Here is a 16,986-nt window from a genome sequence, read left to right on the forward strand (position 1 = left end):
GGGGGACAAGGCGATGACGGCCGAGCTGGTCCGGGGGCAGAACCATGCGCTCTCCGAGGTCCGTCTTGAGGTCCGCGTTTCGGCAGGCAAGCCGATCGTGGCGGGGGCCACGCTCAGCGACGAGAAGGGCAGGGTCCACGGCGTCGAGTGGGTGGCCCACCCGGGTGCGCCCACCCTGCCCGGACTCGAGGTCTCCAAGCAGGCGGCGGCCGACCATCGCCTCGCCTTCGACCTGGACGCCCTGCCGGAAGCCGTGCACCGGGTCAGCGTGCTGCTCGCGCTGCCGTCCGGTGTCGGCGGCCCGGTCCGGTTCGGCGTCGTGGCCGCCCCCTTCGTCGCGGTCACCGGCCTCGACGGTTCCGAGGTCGCCAGCTACACCATCACCGGCCTCGACGCCGAGTCGGCGGTCGTCGCCCTGGAGCTCTACCGCCGGCAGGGCGCCTGGAAGGTGCGGGCGGTCGGCCAGGGATACGCGGGCGGTCTCGCCGAGCTGCTCGCCGACCAGGGTCTGGCCGAGGCGCGGCAACTCGCGTCCCGGATCAACGAGGCCGTGGCCCAGGGCCTGGCGCGCTCGGTGGCCGCGCCCCCGCCGCGTCCGTCCGACGCCGACCGCTCACGGCAGGCGGCCACCTCGGCCACCGGACCGGACCAGCCCTACCCCGGCACTCCGGGCGGCACCGGCGACATACCGCCCACGCCCACGTCGCCGTACGACGCGCCCGGTCTGCACGGCGCGCCGGCCGGGCCGGGCGGCCACCCCGGCGGGCTCGGCCAGCCGGACCCCGCGCCCGTCACCCAGCCGACGGTTCCGGCCGCCGGCGGGCCCGTCGACTACAGCCACCCGCGCCGCCAACCCGCGGCGCCCCCTCCGCCCCCGCCGACCGCACCCCCCGCTCCGCCCGGCCGGCCGGCGCAGCCCGTGGCGGGCGACGCGACCGGCTGGTCCATGGAGGAGCGGCTCTACAACCAGGTCTGGGGCATGTTCGAGGACCTGGCGCGTTCCACGGCCGCGTATCGCAGCGCCGTGGACTTCGCCGACTCGCGCATGGAGCAGGAGCTCGACAAGGTCCTCTCCGACCCGCGCAGCCGCATCGGCGGGCAGGGCGACGCGGCCCGTGAGGCGGCGCAGGCCAAGCACGCGCATCTGGTCGACCAGGCGAGGGCGGTGCTCGACCGGGATCTCGCTCAGCTCACCGCGGAGGCCGACGTCGTCGAGCCGGCGCTGCCCCCTGCGTTCGCGCGCTGGGACAACCCCGTCTGGCACGGTTACCGGGTGCCGATGGAGGTCCCGATGGCCCTGCGCCTAGGTGATCTGCACCTGCCCGAGAGCGAGGGACTGAGCATCCCGATGCTGGTCCGGCTGCCGCTGGAGCGCGGTCTGTGGATCGACAGCGGCCGGTCCGGGCTCGACGAGTCCTTCGCCGACTCCGGCGATCTGCGCCGGTTGGCGATGGAGTCGGCGGTGGCCCACGCCGCCCGGCTGCTCGCGGTCTACCCCGCGGGCGACTTCACGGTGCACGCCGTCGACCCGGCCGGTTCCGGTGCCGCCGCGCTCGCCCCATTGGTGCGGTCCGGTGTCCTCGCCGGTCCGCCCGCCGCGGGTGCCGCGGGTGTCTCCGAGACGCTGGCCCGGCTCACCCAGCGCGTCGACCTGGTGCAGATGGCGCTGCGCGGAGGCGCGGCCGACTCCCTGCCGCCCGGCTTCGACACCGCGGAGCAGCTGGTCATCGTGAACGACTTCCCGCACGGCTTCGACGACCGTGCCGTGACGCAGCTGCGCTACCTCGCCGACGAGGGACCGGCCGTCGGCGTCCACCTGATGATGGTCGCCGACCGGGAGGACGCGTCCGCGTACGGGCCGCTGCTCGATCCCCTCTGGCGCTCGCTCATGCGGCTCACGCCGGTGCCCGACGACCACCTCGCCGACCCGTGGGTCGGTCATGCCTGGACGTACGAGCCCTCGCTCGTCCCGCCGGGCAGTCAGGTCCTCCAGCAGGTGCTCACGCAGGTCGCCGAAGCCCGGCGTTCCTGGAAGCGCTGAGGCCTCCGTCCACCCTTCACCAAGCAATCGTAAAGCGTCCTGACCAGCCCACTTGGCTTTTCTTTTACCAAGCCCTTTACCTTTCCTTGGTGATTCGCGTACTCTTTTCCGTACGGAGGGGAGTACTCCCTACCAACTGCGACGTACCCGTCAATACGGATCAGGCCAGATCCCGGGGCGTCGGCCCGCAGGCACCGGTCGCATCACGCGCCCCGGCCGCCACGGGTGGAAGAGACCTCCGGTAGCGACGACGCTGGAAATCTGCCGTTACGTACTGCCGGAGGCGCAGTGGATGTTTCCGTGACCCTTTGGGTCCTCACCATCGTGGGTCTAGCCGCTCTGATCGCGGTGGACTTCTTCATCGGGCGAAAGCCCCACGACGTATCGATCAAGGAAGCCGGGATCTGGACGGTCGTCTGGATCGTCCTGGCCGGGCTGTTCGGTCTCGGACTGCTGCTGTTCTCCGGAGGGCAGCCCGCCGGGGAGTTCTTCGCGGGCTTCATCACCGAGAAATCGCTGAGCGTCGACAACCTCTTCGTCTTCGTGCTGATCATGGCGAAGTTCGCGGTGCCGACGAAGTACCAGCAGCGCGTGCTGCTCGTGGGTGTGCTCATCGCGCTCGTCCTGCGCGCGATATTCATCGCCGCCGGCGCCGCGATCATCTCGAACTTTGCCTGGGTGTTCTACATCTTCGGCGCGTTCCTGATCTACACCGCCTGGAAGCTGATCCAGGAGGCCCGAGCCGACGAGGACGACGAGGAGTTCGAGGAGAACCGGCTGCTGAAGGCCGCCGAGCGCCGCTTCGGAGTGGCCGACCGCTATCACGGCACCAAGCTCTGGATCCGGCAGAACGGCAAGCGCGTCATGACGCCGATGCTGGTCGTGATGCTCGCGATCGGCACCACCGACGTGCTGTTCGCGCTCGACTCGATTCCCGCCATCTTCGGCCTGACCCAGGACCCGTACATCGTCTTCACGGCCAACGCGTTCGCGCTGATGGGCCTGCGGCAGCTGTACTTCCTCATCGGCGGTCTGCTGAAGAAGCTGGTCCACCTCAGCTACGGCCTGTCCGTGATCCTCGGCTTCATCGGCGTGAAGCTGGTGCTGCACGCACTGCACGAGTCCGGCGTGCACGTTCCCGAGATCTCCATACCGGTGTCCCTGGGCGTCATCTGCGCGGTCCTGATCGTCACCACGATCACCAGCCTGATCGCCTCCAGGAAACAGGCACGGGAGGAGACCGAGACGGCCCGCAGCCCGGAGAAGGACAGCATCGACGTCTGACCCGGCCCACGACGATGATCGTCCTGGTCCATGAAGGTGGTCGCCCCGTCCGCGCATGACGACGGTGGTCGCCCTCGTCCGCACCGGACGGGGGCGACCGAGGACGGCGGGCGGCACGCGCCGCCGCCGTCCCTGCGCCGGTTCGAGGGCGTCGGCGCCCCGCCGCCAGCCCCGTACCGGCACAGTTCCCGCCGCCGGTTCCGTACCGGATAGCAGCCGCCGCCGGTCCCGTGCCGGCACGGCTCCAGCCGCAGGCCCCGCTCCTGAGCGTTCACCCGCAACGAGGAAGTGGGGGGCCGGGTTCCGCCGCCGAGCGGAGCCCGGTGGGCACCCCGGCGGGCACCCTGTCATCGAAAGTGCAGGGCCCGGGTGCGTCTGGGACGATCGCTGCATGATCGTTCGGCTCCGGTCGCTCGCGACACAGTGGACGGCCGTCGTCCCGGCGGTAGCTGTCGTCCTGCTGGTGTTCACCTGGGGACGTGATCTGCCCGGCGCCGTCGTGGCGGTCGTGACCCTGGTCCTCGCGGGCGCGGTCCTGGCGGCGGTCCACCACGCCGAGGTGGTCGCGCACCGCGTCGGTGAACCGTTCGGTTCACTGGTGCTCGCCGTCGCGGTCACCGTCATCGAGGTCGCGCTGATCGTCACCCTGATGGTGGACGGCGGCGACAAGAGTTCCACGCTGGCCAGGGACACGGTGTTCGCGGCGGTGATGATCACCTGCAACGGCATCGTCGGCCTGAGCCTTCTCGTCGCCTCGCTGCGGCACGGTCTCGCCGTCTTCAACGCTGAGGGAACCGGCGCCGCCCTGGCGACGGTGGCGACGCTGGCCACGCTCAGCCTGGTGCTGCCGACGTTCACCACGAGCAAGCCGGGACCGGAGTTCTCCTCGGCTCAGCTGACCTTCGCCGCCCTCGCCTCGCTGGTCCTGTACGGGCTGTTCGTCTCGACGCAGACCGTGCGCCACCGGGACTACTTCCTCCCGATCACCCGGCAGGGTGTGGTCATCACCACGGACGACCACACCGACAGACCGACCGCGCAGACGGCCGGCGTCAGCCTGGCGCTGCTCGGCCTCGCCCTCGTCGGGGTGGTCGGGCTCGCCAAGGGAGTCTCGCCCACCATCGAGTCCGGGGTGGACGCCGCCGGGATGCCACAGGCCGTGGTCGGCGTGATCATCGCGCTCCTCGTGCTGCTCCCCGAGACCATCGCCGCGCTGCGGTCGGCCCGCCGCGACCGTGTGCAGACGAGCCTGAACCTGGCACTCGGATCCGCGATGGCCAGCATCGGGCTGACCATCCCCGCGGTCGCTCTCGCGTCCATCTGGCTGTCGGGGCCCTTGGTGCTCGGCCTGGACCCCCTCCACATGGTGCTGCTCGCGCTGACCGTCGTCGTGAGTTCCCTGACGGTCGTACCCGGCCGCGCGACCCCGCTGCAGGGAGGCGTCCACCTGGTCCTCTTCGCGGCCTACCTGGAGCTCGCGGTCAACCCGTAGGCCCTTTCGCGGGGAACCCCGCCGATCTCCGCGACGATCAGTCCGCGACCTTCACGACGGCCAGGCGGGCGACCGGCCGCGTCTCGGGCAGCAGGGCGAAGCACCCGAGACTCAGCAGCGCGATCGCCGTCAGATACGCCGCGACACCCCAGGGGACCCCGTCACCCCGCGCCACCGCGGTCGCGACGACGGGCGTCAGGGCACCCCCGAGGACGCCGCCCAGGTTGTAGCCCACGGCGGCGCCGGTGCAGCGGACCCGGGGCTCGTACAGCTCCGGCAGGTACGCGGCGATCACCGCGAACATGGTGATGAAGGCGAGCAGCGCCACCAGGAACCCGAGGAACATCAGCAGCGGTTCGCCGGTGGACAGCAGCCCGACCATCGGGAACATCCACAGCGCGGCGGCGCCGCTGCCCGCGAGGCACAGCGGCCGTCGCCCGTAGCGGTCGCCGAGCATCGCCGCCAGGGGTGTCAGCGCGCCCTTCACCACGACGGCGGCCATGATGCAGGCGAGCATGACGGTACGGCTCACCCCGAGCCGTTCGACGCCGTAGGCGAGAGCCCACGTCGTCACCGCGTAGAAGACGGCATAGCCCACCGCGAGGCCCCCCGCCGTCAGCAGGACGAGCCGCCAGTGGCCGCGCACCACTTCGGCGAGCGGCATGCGCGCGTGCTCGCGCAGTTCGAGGAACTGCGGGCTCTCCCGGAGCGAGCTGCGCAGCCACAGACCGGCCACCGCCAGGACACCGGCCGCCCAGAACGGCACCCGCCAGCCCCAGGCCGCGAACTGCGCGTCGGACAAGGTCGCGGACAGTACCAGCATCACGCCGTTGGCCAGGACGAACCCCAGGGAGGGGCCCATCTGCGGGAAGCTCGACCACAGCCCGCGCCGGTCGGCGGGCGCGTGCTCGGCGGTCAGCAGCACCGCCCCGCCCCACTCCCCGCCGAGCCCGAGTCCCTGGAGGAAGCGCAGCACGAGGAGGAGCACCGGGGCGGCGACACCGATCGACTCGTACGCCGGGACGCACCCCACGGCGACCGTCGCGGCGCCGGTGAGCAGCAGCGAGGCGACCAGCACGGGCCGTCGGCCCCGGCGGTCCCCGAGGTGGCCGAAGAGCACGGACCCCAGAGGGCGGGCGACGAAGCCGACCGCGAACGTCCCGAAGGCCGCCAGTGTCCCCGCGAGCGGAGAGAACGTCGGGAAGAACAGCGGACCGAGGACCAGGGCGGCGGCGGTGCCGTAGACGAAGAAGTCGTAGAACTCGATGGCCGTCCCGGCGAGGGAGGCGGCCGCGAGCCTGAGCATGGAGGGCGCCCTCACGGAGCGTACGTCGCGCATGGAGCGTCAACTACCCAGAGTGACCGACGGTTACGGGGGCGCGTGGAGGTGCGGAAGAACTCAGTAGGTGACGGTGATGCGCCGGGCCGGGCCGTCGACACGGATCGTGCCGCCGTAGGGGAGGACCACCTGCGGATCGGTGTGACCGAAGTCCACATCGAGGACGACCATCATGTCCGGCGCATACATGTCGACCGCCTTCAGCACCGCCTCGTGCTGCTCCCTGACGTAACGGGCCCGCGCTGCACCGTCGTTGGGCTGCTCGAAGGACCACGCCTTGGGGCGGCCCATCAGCAGGGCGGGGAAGCGCCGGAGGAGACCGCGCTCACCCATGCAGCGCAGGATCGCGAACACGGCGCGAGCCCTCGGCAGGTCCTCGGAGGTCTCCAGCAGCAGCACATGACCGTCGTACACGGCGGGATCGGCGGCGATCTCGCGGTCGGCCATCAGCAGCCAGGACAGGATCTCGAGGTTGCCTCCCCAGGAACGCCCCTCGACGACCCGGACCGGGCGGTGCCAGTGCCAGCCGTCGCCCGGCCGCGTCTCGGGCTCGCTCTCGAAGGTGGACGGGTCGTCCCAGGGGCGGTCGATGTCGGTGAAGCGGTCGGCGGGCCGCAACTCGTAGGGCCCGCTGGTGAAGAGCGCGGCCCTCAGCGACTCGGCGGTCAGCTCGGCCATGGCGCCGGGACGGCCCAGCTCGCACATGACGCTCGCCCCGTGGAAGGAGACGATCCCCGTGTTCCAGAGGTACACGAGCAGGTTCGTGTTGTCGCTCATGCCGAAGAACGGTTTGGGGTTCGCCCGGATCAACTCGCGGTCCAGGTGCGGCAGCACGGTGATCTGGTCGTCGCCGCCGATCGAGGCGATCACCGCCTTGACGGCCGGGTCGGCGAACGCGGCGTGGAGGTCGGCGGCGCGTTCCTGGGGCGTCGCGCCCATCCTCCGGGTGGTCGGGTACTCGACCGGCTCCAGGCCGAAGTCCTCGCGCAGGCGCAGCAATCCGAGTTCGTAGGGGAGCGGCAGGAGCCCCGGCAGACCGGAGGACGGCGAGAGCACGGCCACCCGGTCGCCGGGCACGGGCTTCGGAGGGTGGACGGGCGTCGTCATGGCGAGAGGGTACGGGCGGCCGGCCTCGCGGCGCATCGTGATAAACCGGGTCCGAGCAGCGGTCCTGAACGGGCCGGCAGACCCGCAAGGACCGGAGGAACCGTGCCCCGCACCCTCGCCCACGCCCCGATCATGATCCTCAACGGGCCCAATCTGAACCTCCTCGGGCAGCGCCAGCCGGAGATCTACGGCTCCGACACCCTCGCCGACGTCGAGGCCCTGTGCGCCAAGACCGCGGCCGCGCACGGCGGCACGGTGGACTTCCGGCAGTCCAATCACGAGGGCGAGCTGGTCGACTGGATTCACGAGGCCCGCCTGAACCACAGCGGCATCGTGATCAACCCGGCCGCCTACTCGCACACCTCCGTCGCCATCCTGGACGCGCTCAACACCTGTGACGGACTGCCGGTGGTGGAGGTCCACATCTCCAACATCCACCAGCGTGAGGAGTTCCGGCACCACTCGTACGTCTCGCAGCGCGCCGACGGTGTGATCGCGGGATGCGGCGTGCAGGGGTACGCGTTCGGGGTGGAGCGGATCGCGGCCCTCGCGGGAACGGGCCGCGCGGAGGCCTGACCCCAGGCGGTCCCACAGTCGGCGGCCGGCCGCGCGACCACGGCGGCACCGTGGCGCTCAGAGCCGGCCGGCCTCCACGATGCGTCGCAGGAACTGCCGGGTCCGTTCCTGGCGCGGGCTGCCGAACACCTCGTCGGACGTGCCGCGTTCGAGGATCACGCCGCCGTCGAGGAAGCACACCTGGTCGGCGACCTCGCGGGCGAAGCCCATCTCGTGCGTGGCCAGCACCATGGTCATGCCCTCGTCCTTCAAGTCCCGCACGACGGCGAGGACTTCCCCCACCAGCTCCGGGTCGAGGGCGGCGGTGATCTCGTCGAGGAGCAGCAGCCGGGGGCGTACGGCCAGCGCGCGGACGATCGCGGCCCGCTGCTGCTGACCGCCGCTCAGCCGGTCCGGGTACTCGTCCGCCTTCGCGCCGAGCCCCAGCCGGTCGAGCAGCTCACGGGCGTGCTCCTCGGCCCGCGACCGGCTCACGCGGTGCACGCGCCGCGGGGCGAGGGTGATGTTCTCCAGCACGGTCATGTGCGGGAACAGGTTGTACGCCTGGAAGACCACGCCGATCCGCCGGCGTACCGCGTCCTGGTCGGCGCGCGGGTCGGTGATCTCCTCCTCGTCCAGCCAGATGGCGCCGTCGTCGATCTCCTCCAGCAGGTTCGCGCAGCGCAGCAGGGTCGACTTGCCGGAACCCGAGGCGCCGATCAGCGCGGTCACCGTGTGCGGGGCGACCTCCAGGTCGACGTCGCGCAGGACCACGGACTCGCCGAAGGTCTTGCGGACGGACTCCATGCGCAGGACGGGGGAGTTGCTCACAGGGATCCTCCCTGCGCCCGCCGGCGGTCCATCCGTGCCGTCACCCAGTCCGTGAGGCGGGTCATGGGGATGGTCAGCGCGACGAACACCAGGCCGGCGACGATGTACGGCGTGTAGTTGAGGCTGCGGCCCACGATGATGTCGGCGGCGCGCACCGCGTCCACCGCACCGCCGATCGACACGAGACCGGTGTCCTTCTGGAGCGACACCAGGTCGTTCAGCAGGGGCGGCACCTGGCGGCGTACGGCCTGGGGCAGCACCACGTGCCGCAGCGCCTGCCGGTTGGTGAGACCGAGCGAGCGGGCGGCGGCGCGCTGCGAGGGGTGGACGGACTCGATCCCGGCGCGGAACACCTCGGCCACGTACGCCGAGTACGTCAGCGTGAGCGCCGTGCCGCCCAGCACCACCGGGTCCACCGTCACGCCCTGGAGGCGCAGCGCCGGGACGCCGAGGACCACGATCATCAGGTTGATGATCAGCGGCAGGCCGCGGAAGAAGTCCGTGTAGGCGGCGGCCAGCGCGCGCAACGGGAAGAACACCGGGCCGCGCAGCGTGCGGGCGATCGCGATCAGCATGCCGAGGACGAGGACCGCCGCGCCGCAGACCAGCAGCAGCCGGACGTTGAGCCACAGCCCGTCGAGAACCTTGGGGAGCGCCTCGCGCGCGTACCGCGCGTCGAAGAAGGTCTCCTTGGTGCGCGGCCAGCCCGGGGCGCTGACGACCACGACGTACAGGGCGACACCGGTGACGAGGGTGGACAGGGCGGCGATCGCCGTGGCGCGGCGGGCGCGGGCGCGCTTGTGGCGCTCCCGCTCGACGCGCCGCGGGGAGGGCACATAAGGGTCCCGCGTGCCCTCCTCGCCCGGGCTGTCGCCGGAGTCCTCGCCGGACTCCTCCTTGGTGAGCGTCACCTGAGGACCGGGGCGTCGACGGCGTCGGACAGCCACTGCTTCTCTATCCGCGCCAGCGTGCCGTCCTTGCGAAGGGCGTCGACGGCGCCGGTCACGCACGAGGTCAGCGCGCTGCCCTTGTCAAGGACGAGCCCGAACTGCTCGGGTGTGCCGCCCTGGTTCTCGAACTGGCCGACGATCCTCGCGTCCGTCACCTCGGCCGCCGTGATGTAGAAGGCGGTCGGCAGGTCGGTGACGATGGCGTCGACCTGGCCGTTCTTGAGCGCGGACTTGGCCTGGTCGTTCTTGGCGTACGCGGCGGGCTGCCGGGCCGGCTTCACCACGTCGTCGATGTAGTCCAGGCTGGTGGTGCCGACCTGTGCGCCCAGCTTCACGCCCTTGAGGTCCGCGAGGCTCTTCGCCTTCGCCGCCTTCGACCCCTTGAGCGCGATGACGGCCTGGCGGACGTCGTAGTAGCCGGACGAGAAGCCCACGGCCTTCCTGCGCTCGGCACTGATCGACACCTGGTTGATGTCGAAGTCGAAGGTTTTCTCGCCGGGCGCGAAAGCCTTGTTGTAGGGGACCGTCTGCCAGACGACGTCGCCCTTGGCGAAGCCGAGCTGCCGCGCGACGGCGTACGCGACCGCCGACTCGAAGCCCTCGCCGTTCGCCGGCTTGCCGTCCTTGAACCAGGGCTCGTAGGCCGGCTCGTCGGTCGCGACTGTCAGCTTCCCCGCGGTCTCGGTGCTCAACTCGGCCTTCTCGCAGGCCTTCGAGGCACTTCCGCTGGCCTTGTCGTTCGCCTTCTCCTCCGGCTGCGGCGCACAGGCCACGGCGACGGAGAGCAGGGCGACGGTGGCGGCGGACGCGGAGCGGCGCAGGGCGCGTTGGGCGAGAGACATGGCGGGAGAGTGACAGCGCGGCGACCTGTCTGTCCAGGTCACGACAGGAACTGTCCGCATAGTGGGAACGGGTGTTGCAGCCCTGTGAACGCCGCCAGGGCGCACGGTGTTGGTGATCGGCGAGGGGCGGCCAGCGGTCGGGCGAGCGGCGGTCAGCGGCCGGGCGAGAGGTGGTAAGTGGCCGGCAAGCGATCCTGGGCTGAGGCCGGCGTCGGGGCCGCCGGCCGAGGGCGGGGAACCGAGGGGCCGGCGGCCTGTCCGAGCAGAAGCCGTCTTCCTGCGCGGGCAGTCTCCAGTGGACTGCACCACTGCGCGCGCCGGGAGCGCGTGAGTCCCACCGGCGCGTGCGTTCGCTTCACACGGGGCGCGCGGGCGCGTACGAGGTCTGCGGACGCCCGGAGTCACTCGACACCCGGTCGTGGACGCCCGAGGCCACCTGTATACCCGGTGTCGTCGGACGCCAGAGATCACCGGCGTTTCGAAGTCGCCGGACGCACGAGGTCATCCGGCGTCCGAGGCCACCTGCCGATGCACCAGGTGACCGCGAAGCCCGCCGCCCCGGCCGCCGCAATCGCAGAGGTACGACTCACCGCCCGGCCCCGCTCATCCGGCAGCCCGGCCTGGAGCGTCTCACCGGCACCGGGGGCGGCTCACCAGCCCCGGGCGCGCCACTCCGGCAGGTGGGGACGCTCGGCGCCCAGCGTCGTGTCGTTGCCGTGCCCCGGGTAGACCCAGGTCTCGTCCGACAGCGGGGCGAAGATCTTGGTCTCCACGTCGTCGATGAGGCTGGCGAACGCCTTCGGGTCCTTACGTGTGTTGCCCACACCCCCCGGGAAGAGGCAGTCCCCGGTGAACACATGTGCGTGCCCGTGCGGATCGTCGTACACGAGGGCGATCGAACCGGGAGTGTGGCCCACCAGGTGGCGTGCCGTGAGTTCCACGCGCCCCACCCGGACGGTGTCGCCGTCGTCCACGAGGACGTCGGTCGGCACCGGGATGCCCTCGGCGTCGTCGCGGCCCGCGCAGGTGCGCGCGCCGGTGGCCGCCACGACCTCCGCGAGAGCCTGCCAGTGGTCGCCGTGCCGATGGGTGGTGACGACGGACGCGATGCCGTCGTCACCGATCAGCGTGAGCAGCGTCGAGGCGTCGTTCGCCGCGTCGATCAGCAGCTGCTCGCCGGTGGCCCGGCAGCGCAGCAGATAGGCGTTGTTGTCCATGGGGCCGACCGCGACCTTGGAGATCATCAGGTCCGACAGCTCGTGCACATCGGCGGGCCCGCCGACCTTCACCGCTCCGCTGTACGTCATGAAGGCAGCCTATAGCGGCGGCAGGGTCGGGAGCTGGCCACCGCCGACCGTCAGTCCGGACCCGTCGCGGCGCCCCGACAGCCAGCCGAGGAGAGCGGGCGCGGGACCGGTCACCGTGACCTCCGGAGCGCCCTGCCGGTCGCGCCCCGTGCTCCACGCGCGCGTGGAGTCCGTGACACGCGTGGCGGGCACCTCGGGACGCCCGGCGAAACGGTCGGCGAGGAACTCGATCTCCCGCTCCGTGAACTCCGGCGGAAGATCCTCCAGCTCGTACCCGATGCCGAGGTCCACGTGGTGCAGCTCGACCTCGGCCCACCGGCGGAACGGCACCCGGGACGCCGAGTCCGTCACGCCGTTGCGCAGCTCCACCGTGCGGGACCAGTCCGCCGGCGCGTCACCGGCCTCCTGGAAGCGGGCCGCGCTGTCCCGCACGTCCGCGAGCTGCTCGGCGAGGGGACGCGGCGCGTCCCGCTCGATGTCCGCGTCCCTCGCGTCCCCCGAGACGTACATGGGGCGTCCGGAGAGGACGTTCACGAGCGCGTCCGCGTTGCGGGCGAGATGGGCGAGGACATGGCCGCGGCTCCAGCCGGGCAGCCGTGACGACTCGGTCACTGCGGCGTTGTCCAGTCGGGCGGCTGCGCTGAGCAGCCGTTCGGTCGCGTCACGTACAGACGCCAGGTCGCGCACATGATCGTTCATGGCCCCGACGATAGCTGCGCCACACGTTCGGGTGAAGGTGCCGGACCATCGCCGCTAATCGAATGCACGTGCTATATGGTCGTCGGTGGCGTCGGGCATGCTGGAGAGCCCGGGATTGTTACCAACCATGGGAACCGACCCGGCGTTGTCAGTGGCTCCCCCTAGTCTGAAAAAGACGGGGCCTCGCCCCTGTCACTTCTCTCAAGAAAGGTGCGGACCGGCGTGGCCGACCGTCTCATCGTCCGTGGAGCGCGCGAGCACAATCTGAAGAATGTCTCGCTCGACCTCCCGCGCGACTCGCTCATCGTCTTCACGGGCCTGTCGGGGTCGGGCAAGTCCTCCCTCGCCTTCGACACGATCTTCGCCGAGGGCCAGCGGCGGTACGTCGAGTCGCTGTCGTCGTACGCCCGGCAGTTCCTCGGCCAGATGGACAAGCCGGACGTCGACTTCATCGAGGGGCTCTCCCCGGCTGTCTCCATCGACCAGAAGTCGACCTCGCGCAACCCGCGCTCGACGGTCGGCACCATCACCGAGGTCTACGACTACCTGCGCCTGCTCTTCGCGCGCATCGGCAAGCCGCACTGTCCCGAGTGCGGCCGGCCGATCTCCCGCCAGTCGCCGCAGGCGATCGTCGACAAGGTCCTGGAGCTGCCGGAGGGCAGCCGCTTCCAGGTGCTGTCGCCGCTGGTGCGCGAGCGCAAGGGCGAGTTCGTCGACCTCTTCGCCGATCTCCAGACCAAGGGGTACAGCCGTGCCCGGGTGGACGGCGAGACGATCCAGCTCACCGAGCCGCCCACGCTCAAGAAGCAGGAGAAGCACACCATCGAGGTGGTCGTCGACCGCCTCACGGTGAAGGACGGCGCCAAGCGGCGCCTCACGGACTCCGTGGAGACCGCCCTCGGGCTCTCCGGCGGCATGGTCGTCCTCGACTTCGTCGACCTCCCCGCCGACGACCCCGAGCGCGAGCGCATGTACTCGGAGCACCTGTACTGCCCCTACGACGACCTGTCCTTCGAGGAGCTGGAGCCCCGCTCCTTCTCCTTCAACTCGCCGTTCGGCGCATGCCCCGAGTGCACCGGTATCGGTACGCGCATGGAGGTCGACCCCGAGCTGATCGTCCCGGATGAGGACAAGTCCCTCGACGAGGGCGCCATCCACCCCTGGTCGCACGGGCACACCAAGGACTACTTCGGCCGTCTCGTCGGAGCCCTCGCGGACGCCCTGGGATTCCGGACCGACATCCCCTTCGCCGGTCTCCCGCAGCGCGCCAGGAAGGCGCTGCTGCACGGGCACAAGACCCAGATCGAGGTCCGCTACCGCAACAGGTACGGGCGTGAGCGGGTCTACACCACCCCCTTCGAGGGCGCCGTTCCGTTCGTCAAGCGGCGGCACAGCGAGGCCGAGAGCGACGCGAGCCGCGAGCGCTTCGAGGGCTACATGCGCGAGGTGCCCTGCCCCACCTGCCAGGGCACGCGCCTCAAGCCGATCGTCCTCGCCGTCACGGTCATGGAGAAGTCCATCGCCGAGGTCTCCGCGATGTCCATCAGCGACTGCGCGGACTTCCTGGGCAAGCTCAAGCTCAACGCCCGCGACAAGAAGATCGCCGAGCGCGTCCTCAAGGAGGTCAACGAACGGCTGCGCTTCCTGGTCGACGTCGGCCTGGACTACCTCTCACTTAACCGCGCGGCCGGCACCCTTTCCGGCGGCGAGGCCCAGCGCATCCGCCTGGCGACGCAGATCGGCTCGGGTCTCGTGGGCGTCCTGTACGTCCTGGACGAGCCGTCCATCGGCCTGCACCAGCGTGACAACCACCGCCTGATCGAGACCCTGGTCCGCCTGCGCGACATGGGCAACACGCTCATCGTCGTCGAGCACGACGAGGACACCATCAAGGTCGCGGACTGGGTGGTCGACATCGGCCCCGGCGCGGGCGAGCACGGCGGCAAGGTCGTGCACAGCGGTTCCCTCAAGGAACTCCTCGCCAACGACGACTCGGTCACCGGGCAGTACCTGTCGGGCAAGCGGGAGATCGTTCTCCCGGACGTCCGGCGTCCCACCGACCCGAGCCGCAGCCTCACGGTGCACGGTGCCCGGGAGAACAACCTCCAGGACATCGACGTGTCCTTCCCGCTCGGCGTGCTCACCGCCGTCACGGGCGTCTCGGGTTCCGGAAAGTCGACCCTGGTCAACGACATCCTCTACACCCACCTCGCCCGCGAGCTGAACGGCGCGAGGAACGTGCCCGGCCGGCACACGCGCGTGGAGGGCGACGACCTCGTCGACAAGGTCGTGCACGTCGACCAGTCGCCCATCGGCCGGACGCCCCGGTCGAACCCGGCGACGTACACCGGAGTCTTCGACCACGTCCGCAGGCTGTTCGCCGAGACGACCGAGGCGAAGGTCCGGGGCTACCTCCCGGGCCGCTTCTCCTTCAACGTCAAGGGCGGCCGCTGCGAGAACTGCTCCGGCGACGGCACCATCAAGATCGAGATGAACTTCCTTCCGGATGTGTACGTCCCCTGCGAGGTCTGCCACGGGGCGCGCTACAACCGGGAGACCCTGGACGTCCACTACAAGGGCAAGTCCATCGCCGAGGTCCTCGACATGCCGATCGAGGAGGCCCTGGACTTCTTCGAGGCCGTCCCCGCGATCTCCCGCCACCTCAGGACGCTCAACGACGTCGGTCTCGGCTACGTACGCCTCGGCCAGTCCGCGCCGACGCTGTCCGGCGGCGAGGCCCAGCGCGTCAAGCTCGCGAGCGAACTGCAGAAGCGGTCCACGGGTCGCACGGTGTACGTGCTCGACGAGCCGACCACCGGTCTGCACTTCGAGGACATCAGCAAGCTGATCACGGTCCTCTCGGGTCTGGTCGACAAGGGCAACACGGTCATCGTCATCGAGCACAACCTCGACGTCGTCAAGACCGCCGACTGGGTCATCGACATGGGTCCCGAGGGTGGCAGCGGCGGTGGCCTGGTCATCGCCGAAGGCACACCCGAGCAGGTCGCCGGGGTCCCGGCCAGCCACACCGGCAAGTTCCTGCGCGAGATCCTCGGCGCCGAGCGGATCAGCGACGGCAGCTCGGTGAAGGCTCCGCGCAAGACCGCCAGGAAGACGGTGGCGGCGGGGTCGACGGCCCGGAAGACGGCCACCAAGGCCGTCGGCACGGCCGCGAAGAAGACGGCCGCCGCGACGAAGAAGGCCGCGGCGGAGAAGGCGCCCGTCAAGAAGACGGCCACGAAGGCGGCCCCCGCGAAGAAGACCACGCGGGCCGCCAAGGCCTGACCGACAGGGCGGGCGGCGTCCATCGCCTCTCGCACCGGCAACGACGCGGCGCCCAACGGGACCTCCCGTGGGGCGCCGCGTCGCGTTGCGGGGTCGGCCGCACTGATCATCCGGGCGCGTCGGCGGGCTTGCCCGCCTCCGTCCGCGCTCGGCCTACAGGTCGCCCAGTTCCGAGGCGTACGGCGGTTCCGCGCCCGCGCGTGAACAGGTGATAGCCGCGGCCCGGGCTGCGAACGTCAGCAGTTCCGTCCAGCCGTCGGGGCCCAGACCGGCCAGCGCCGCCGGTGACAGGGCGTCTCGGACGGCGAGGCCGTGCAGCAGCGCCGCGTTCACCGTGTCACCGGCGCCGATCGTGTCCACGACGGTGACCGGCTCACCGGGAACGGAGTGCACCGAGCCGTCGCGGGTGAACACGGTCAGACCCTCCCCGCCTCGCGTGACCACGACGGCGGCGGGGCCCGCGGCCAGCCACTCGGCCGGGGTGCCGCCGAGCCACTCGGCGTCCTCCGCCGACAGCTTGAGCAGCGAGACCGACGGCAGCCAGCTCTTGAACCGGGCGCGGTAGGCGTCCGCGTCGGGAATCAGCACCGCCCGGATGTTCGGATCGAGCGCGGTGAACACCCCGCTCGCGGCGGCGGTCCGCATCAGCTTCTCGTACGCGCTCGCGCCGGGTTCGAGGACGAGCGAGCAGGTCCCGAAGGACACCGCGGTCGTGCCGTGTGGGAGACGGTCGGGCGCCGCGAACAGGCGGTCGGCCGTGCCCTCGACGTAGAAGGAGTACGCGGCCGAACCGTCCGCGCCGACCGAGGCCAGGGCCAGCGTGGTCGGCTCGGAACCCCGTTGCACCGACGACACGTCGACGTCCGCCTCGCGCAGACCGTCCAGCAGCGCGTCACCGTAGACGTCGGTCGAGACGCGGGAGCAGAAGGCGGTGGGGGAGCCGAGGCGCCCCAAGGCCACGGCGGTGTTGTAGGGGCCGCCACCGCGTCGGGGCGACAGGCTCACGAGCGCGCCCGCACCCTGCGGGACCAGGTCGATCAGAGCCTCACCGGCGACGACGATCACGACAGGGGTCCTCTCATACGGCGGTAGGTATGTGCGGTCCAACTCATGCTTCTACGGGGTCTGGTACGGGTCCGCGACGGGTCTGACTGAACTGAGCGCTCCGAGTGGGCTCAGCGGTCCGACTGGTCTGACTGGTCCGACTGGTTCGGCTCGTGCGGCGGTTCTGACTCCTGCGGCTGGTGCGACCGG

The 16,986-nt window shown here is 70.9% G+C and carries 13 protein-coding genes; 5 read left to right on the forward strand and 8 right to left on the reverse strand.

Translation table 11 applies throughout. From position 1 onward, the window contains the following. Window positions 1-13 precede the first annotated feature (13 nt). The 3 genes from ACWGIS_RS24485 (at window position 14) to ACWGIS_RS24495 (ending at window position 4,817) form a co-directional block, all read left to right on the forward strand. Window positions 14-2,041, forward strand: coding sequence for a TerD family protein (locus tag ACWGIS_RS24485; protein ID WP_453364604.1), 2,028 nt, complete (start codon window positions 14-16; stop codon window positions 2,039-2,041). A 288-nt stretch (window positions 2,042-2,329) separates the two neighbouring features. Then, the gene (locus tag ACWGIS_RS24490) at window positions 2,330-3,325 is read left to right on the forward strand and encodes a TerC family protein (RefSeq protein ID WP_453364605.1); all 996 of its coding nucleotides are present in this window, start codon (window positions 2,330-2,332) and stop codon (window positions 3,323-3,325) included. Window positions 3,326-3,716: 391 nt separating this feature from the next. Continuing rightward, window positions 3,717-4,817 carry a calcium:proton antiporter gene (locus ACWGIS_RS24495; RefSeq protein ID WP_453364606.1) on the forward strand — a complete coding sequence of 367 codons (1,101 nt, stop codon included), beginning with the start codon at window positions 3,717-3,719 and terminating at the stop codon, window positions 4,815-4,817. A gap of 37 nt (window positions 4,818-4,854) precedes the next feature. Here ACWGIS_RS24495 and ACWGIS_RS24500 read toward each other — a convergent pair whose 3' ends face one another. Further along, a complete protein-coding gene (locus tag ACWGIS_RS24500) occupies window positions 4,855-6,123 on the reverse strand; it encodes an MFS transporter (RefSeq protein WP_453364607.1) in 1,269 nt (422 codons plus the stop codon). Between the two features lie 93 nt (window positions 6,124-6,216). Then, the gene (locus ACWGIS_RS24505) at window positions 6,217-7,263 is read right to left on the reverse strand and encodes a S66 family peptidase (RefSeq protein WP_453364608.1); all 1,047 of its coding nucleotides are present in this window, start codon (window positions 7,261-7,263) and stop codon (window positions 6,217-6,219) included. A 102-nt stretch (window positions 7,264-7,365) separates the two neighbouring features. Between ACWGIS_RS24505 and aroQ the strand changes: the two genes are divergently transcribed. After that, window positions 7,366-7,839 (forward strand): type II 3-dehydroquinate dehydratase, encoded by a 474-nt coding sequence (gene aroQ, locus ACWGIS_RS24510; protein ID WP_453364609.1) that lies wholly within the window; start codon window positions 7,366-7,368, stop codon window positions 7,837-7,839. 57 nt (window positions 7,840-7,896) lie between these two features. Here the strand turns inward: aroQ and ACWGIS_RS24515 are convergent, their stop codons facing one another. The 5 genes from ACWGIS_RS24515 to ACWGIS_RS24535 all read right to left on the reverse strand — a co-directional run bounded on the left by ACWGIS_RS24515 (window position 7,897) and on the right by ACWGIS_RS24535 (window position 12,447). Next, entirely contained in the window at window positions 7,897-8,625 is a 729-nt protein-coding gene (locus ACWGIS_RS24515; protein ID WP_453364633.1) for an amino acid ABC transporter ATP-binding protein, read from the reverse strand. Window positions 8,626-8,645: 20 nt separating this feature from the next. After that, a complete protein-coding gene (locus ACWGIS_RS24520) occupies window positions 8,646-9,560 on the reverse strand; it encodes an amino acid ABC transporter permease (protein ID WP_453364610.1) in 915 nt (304 codons plus the stop codon). After that, window positions 9,557-10,441, reverse strand: a complete 885-nt coding sequence (locus tag ACWGIS_RS24525) for an ABC transporter substrate-binding protein (RefSeq protein WP_453364611.1) — start codon at window positions 10,439-10,441, stop codon at window positions 9,557-9,559. Before ACWGIS_RS24525 ends, ACWGIS_RS24520 begins: the two co-directional genes overlap by 4 nt. 650 nt (window positions 10,442-11,091) lie before the next feature. Further along, the gene (locus ACWGIS_RS24530; RefSeq protein ID WP_453364612.1) at window positions 11,092-11,748 is read right to left on the reverse strand and encodes an MBL fold metallo-hydrolase; all 657 of its coding nucleotides are present in this window, start codon (window positions 11,746-11,748) and stop codon (window positions 11,092-11,094) included. A 9-nt stretch (window positions 11,749-11,757) separates the two neighbouring features. Beyond that, entirely contained in the window at window positions 11,758-12,447 is a 690-nt protein-coding gene (locus ACWGIS_RS24535) for a maleylpyruvate isomerase family mycothiol-dependent enzyme (protein WP_453364613.1), read from the reverse strand. Window positions 12,448-12,669: 222 nt separating this feature from the next. On the opposite strand from ACWGIS_RS24535, the gene uvrA reads away from it, so the two are divergent. Beyond that, the gene (uvrA, locus tag ACWGIS_RS24540) at window positions 12,670-15,732 is read left to right on the forward strand and encodes an excinuclease ABC subunit UvrA (RefSeq protein ID WP_453364614.1); all 3,063 of its coding nucleotides are present in this window, start codon (window positions 12,670-12,672) and stop codon (window positions 15,730-15,732) included. 153 nt (window positions 15,733-15,885) lie between these two features. Here uvrA and ACWGIS_RS24545 read toward each other — a convergent pair whose 3' ends face one another. After that, window positions 15,886-16,797 carry a carbohydrate kinase family protein gene (locus ACWGIS_RS24545; protein ID WP_453364615.1) on the reverse strand — a complete coding sequence of 304 codons (912 nt, stop codon included), beginning with the start codon at window positions 16,795-16,797 and terminating at the stop codon, window positions 15,886-15,888. Window positions 16,798-16,986: the final 189 nt, after the last annotated feature.

Source organism: Streptomyces sp. NPDC054842 (genome assembly GCF_053611025.1).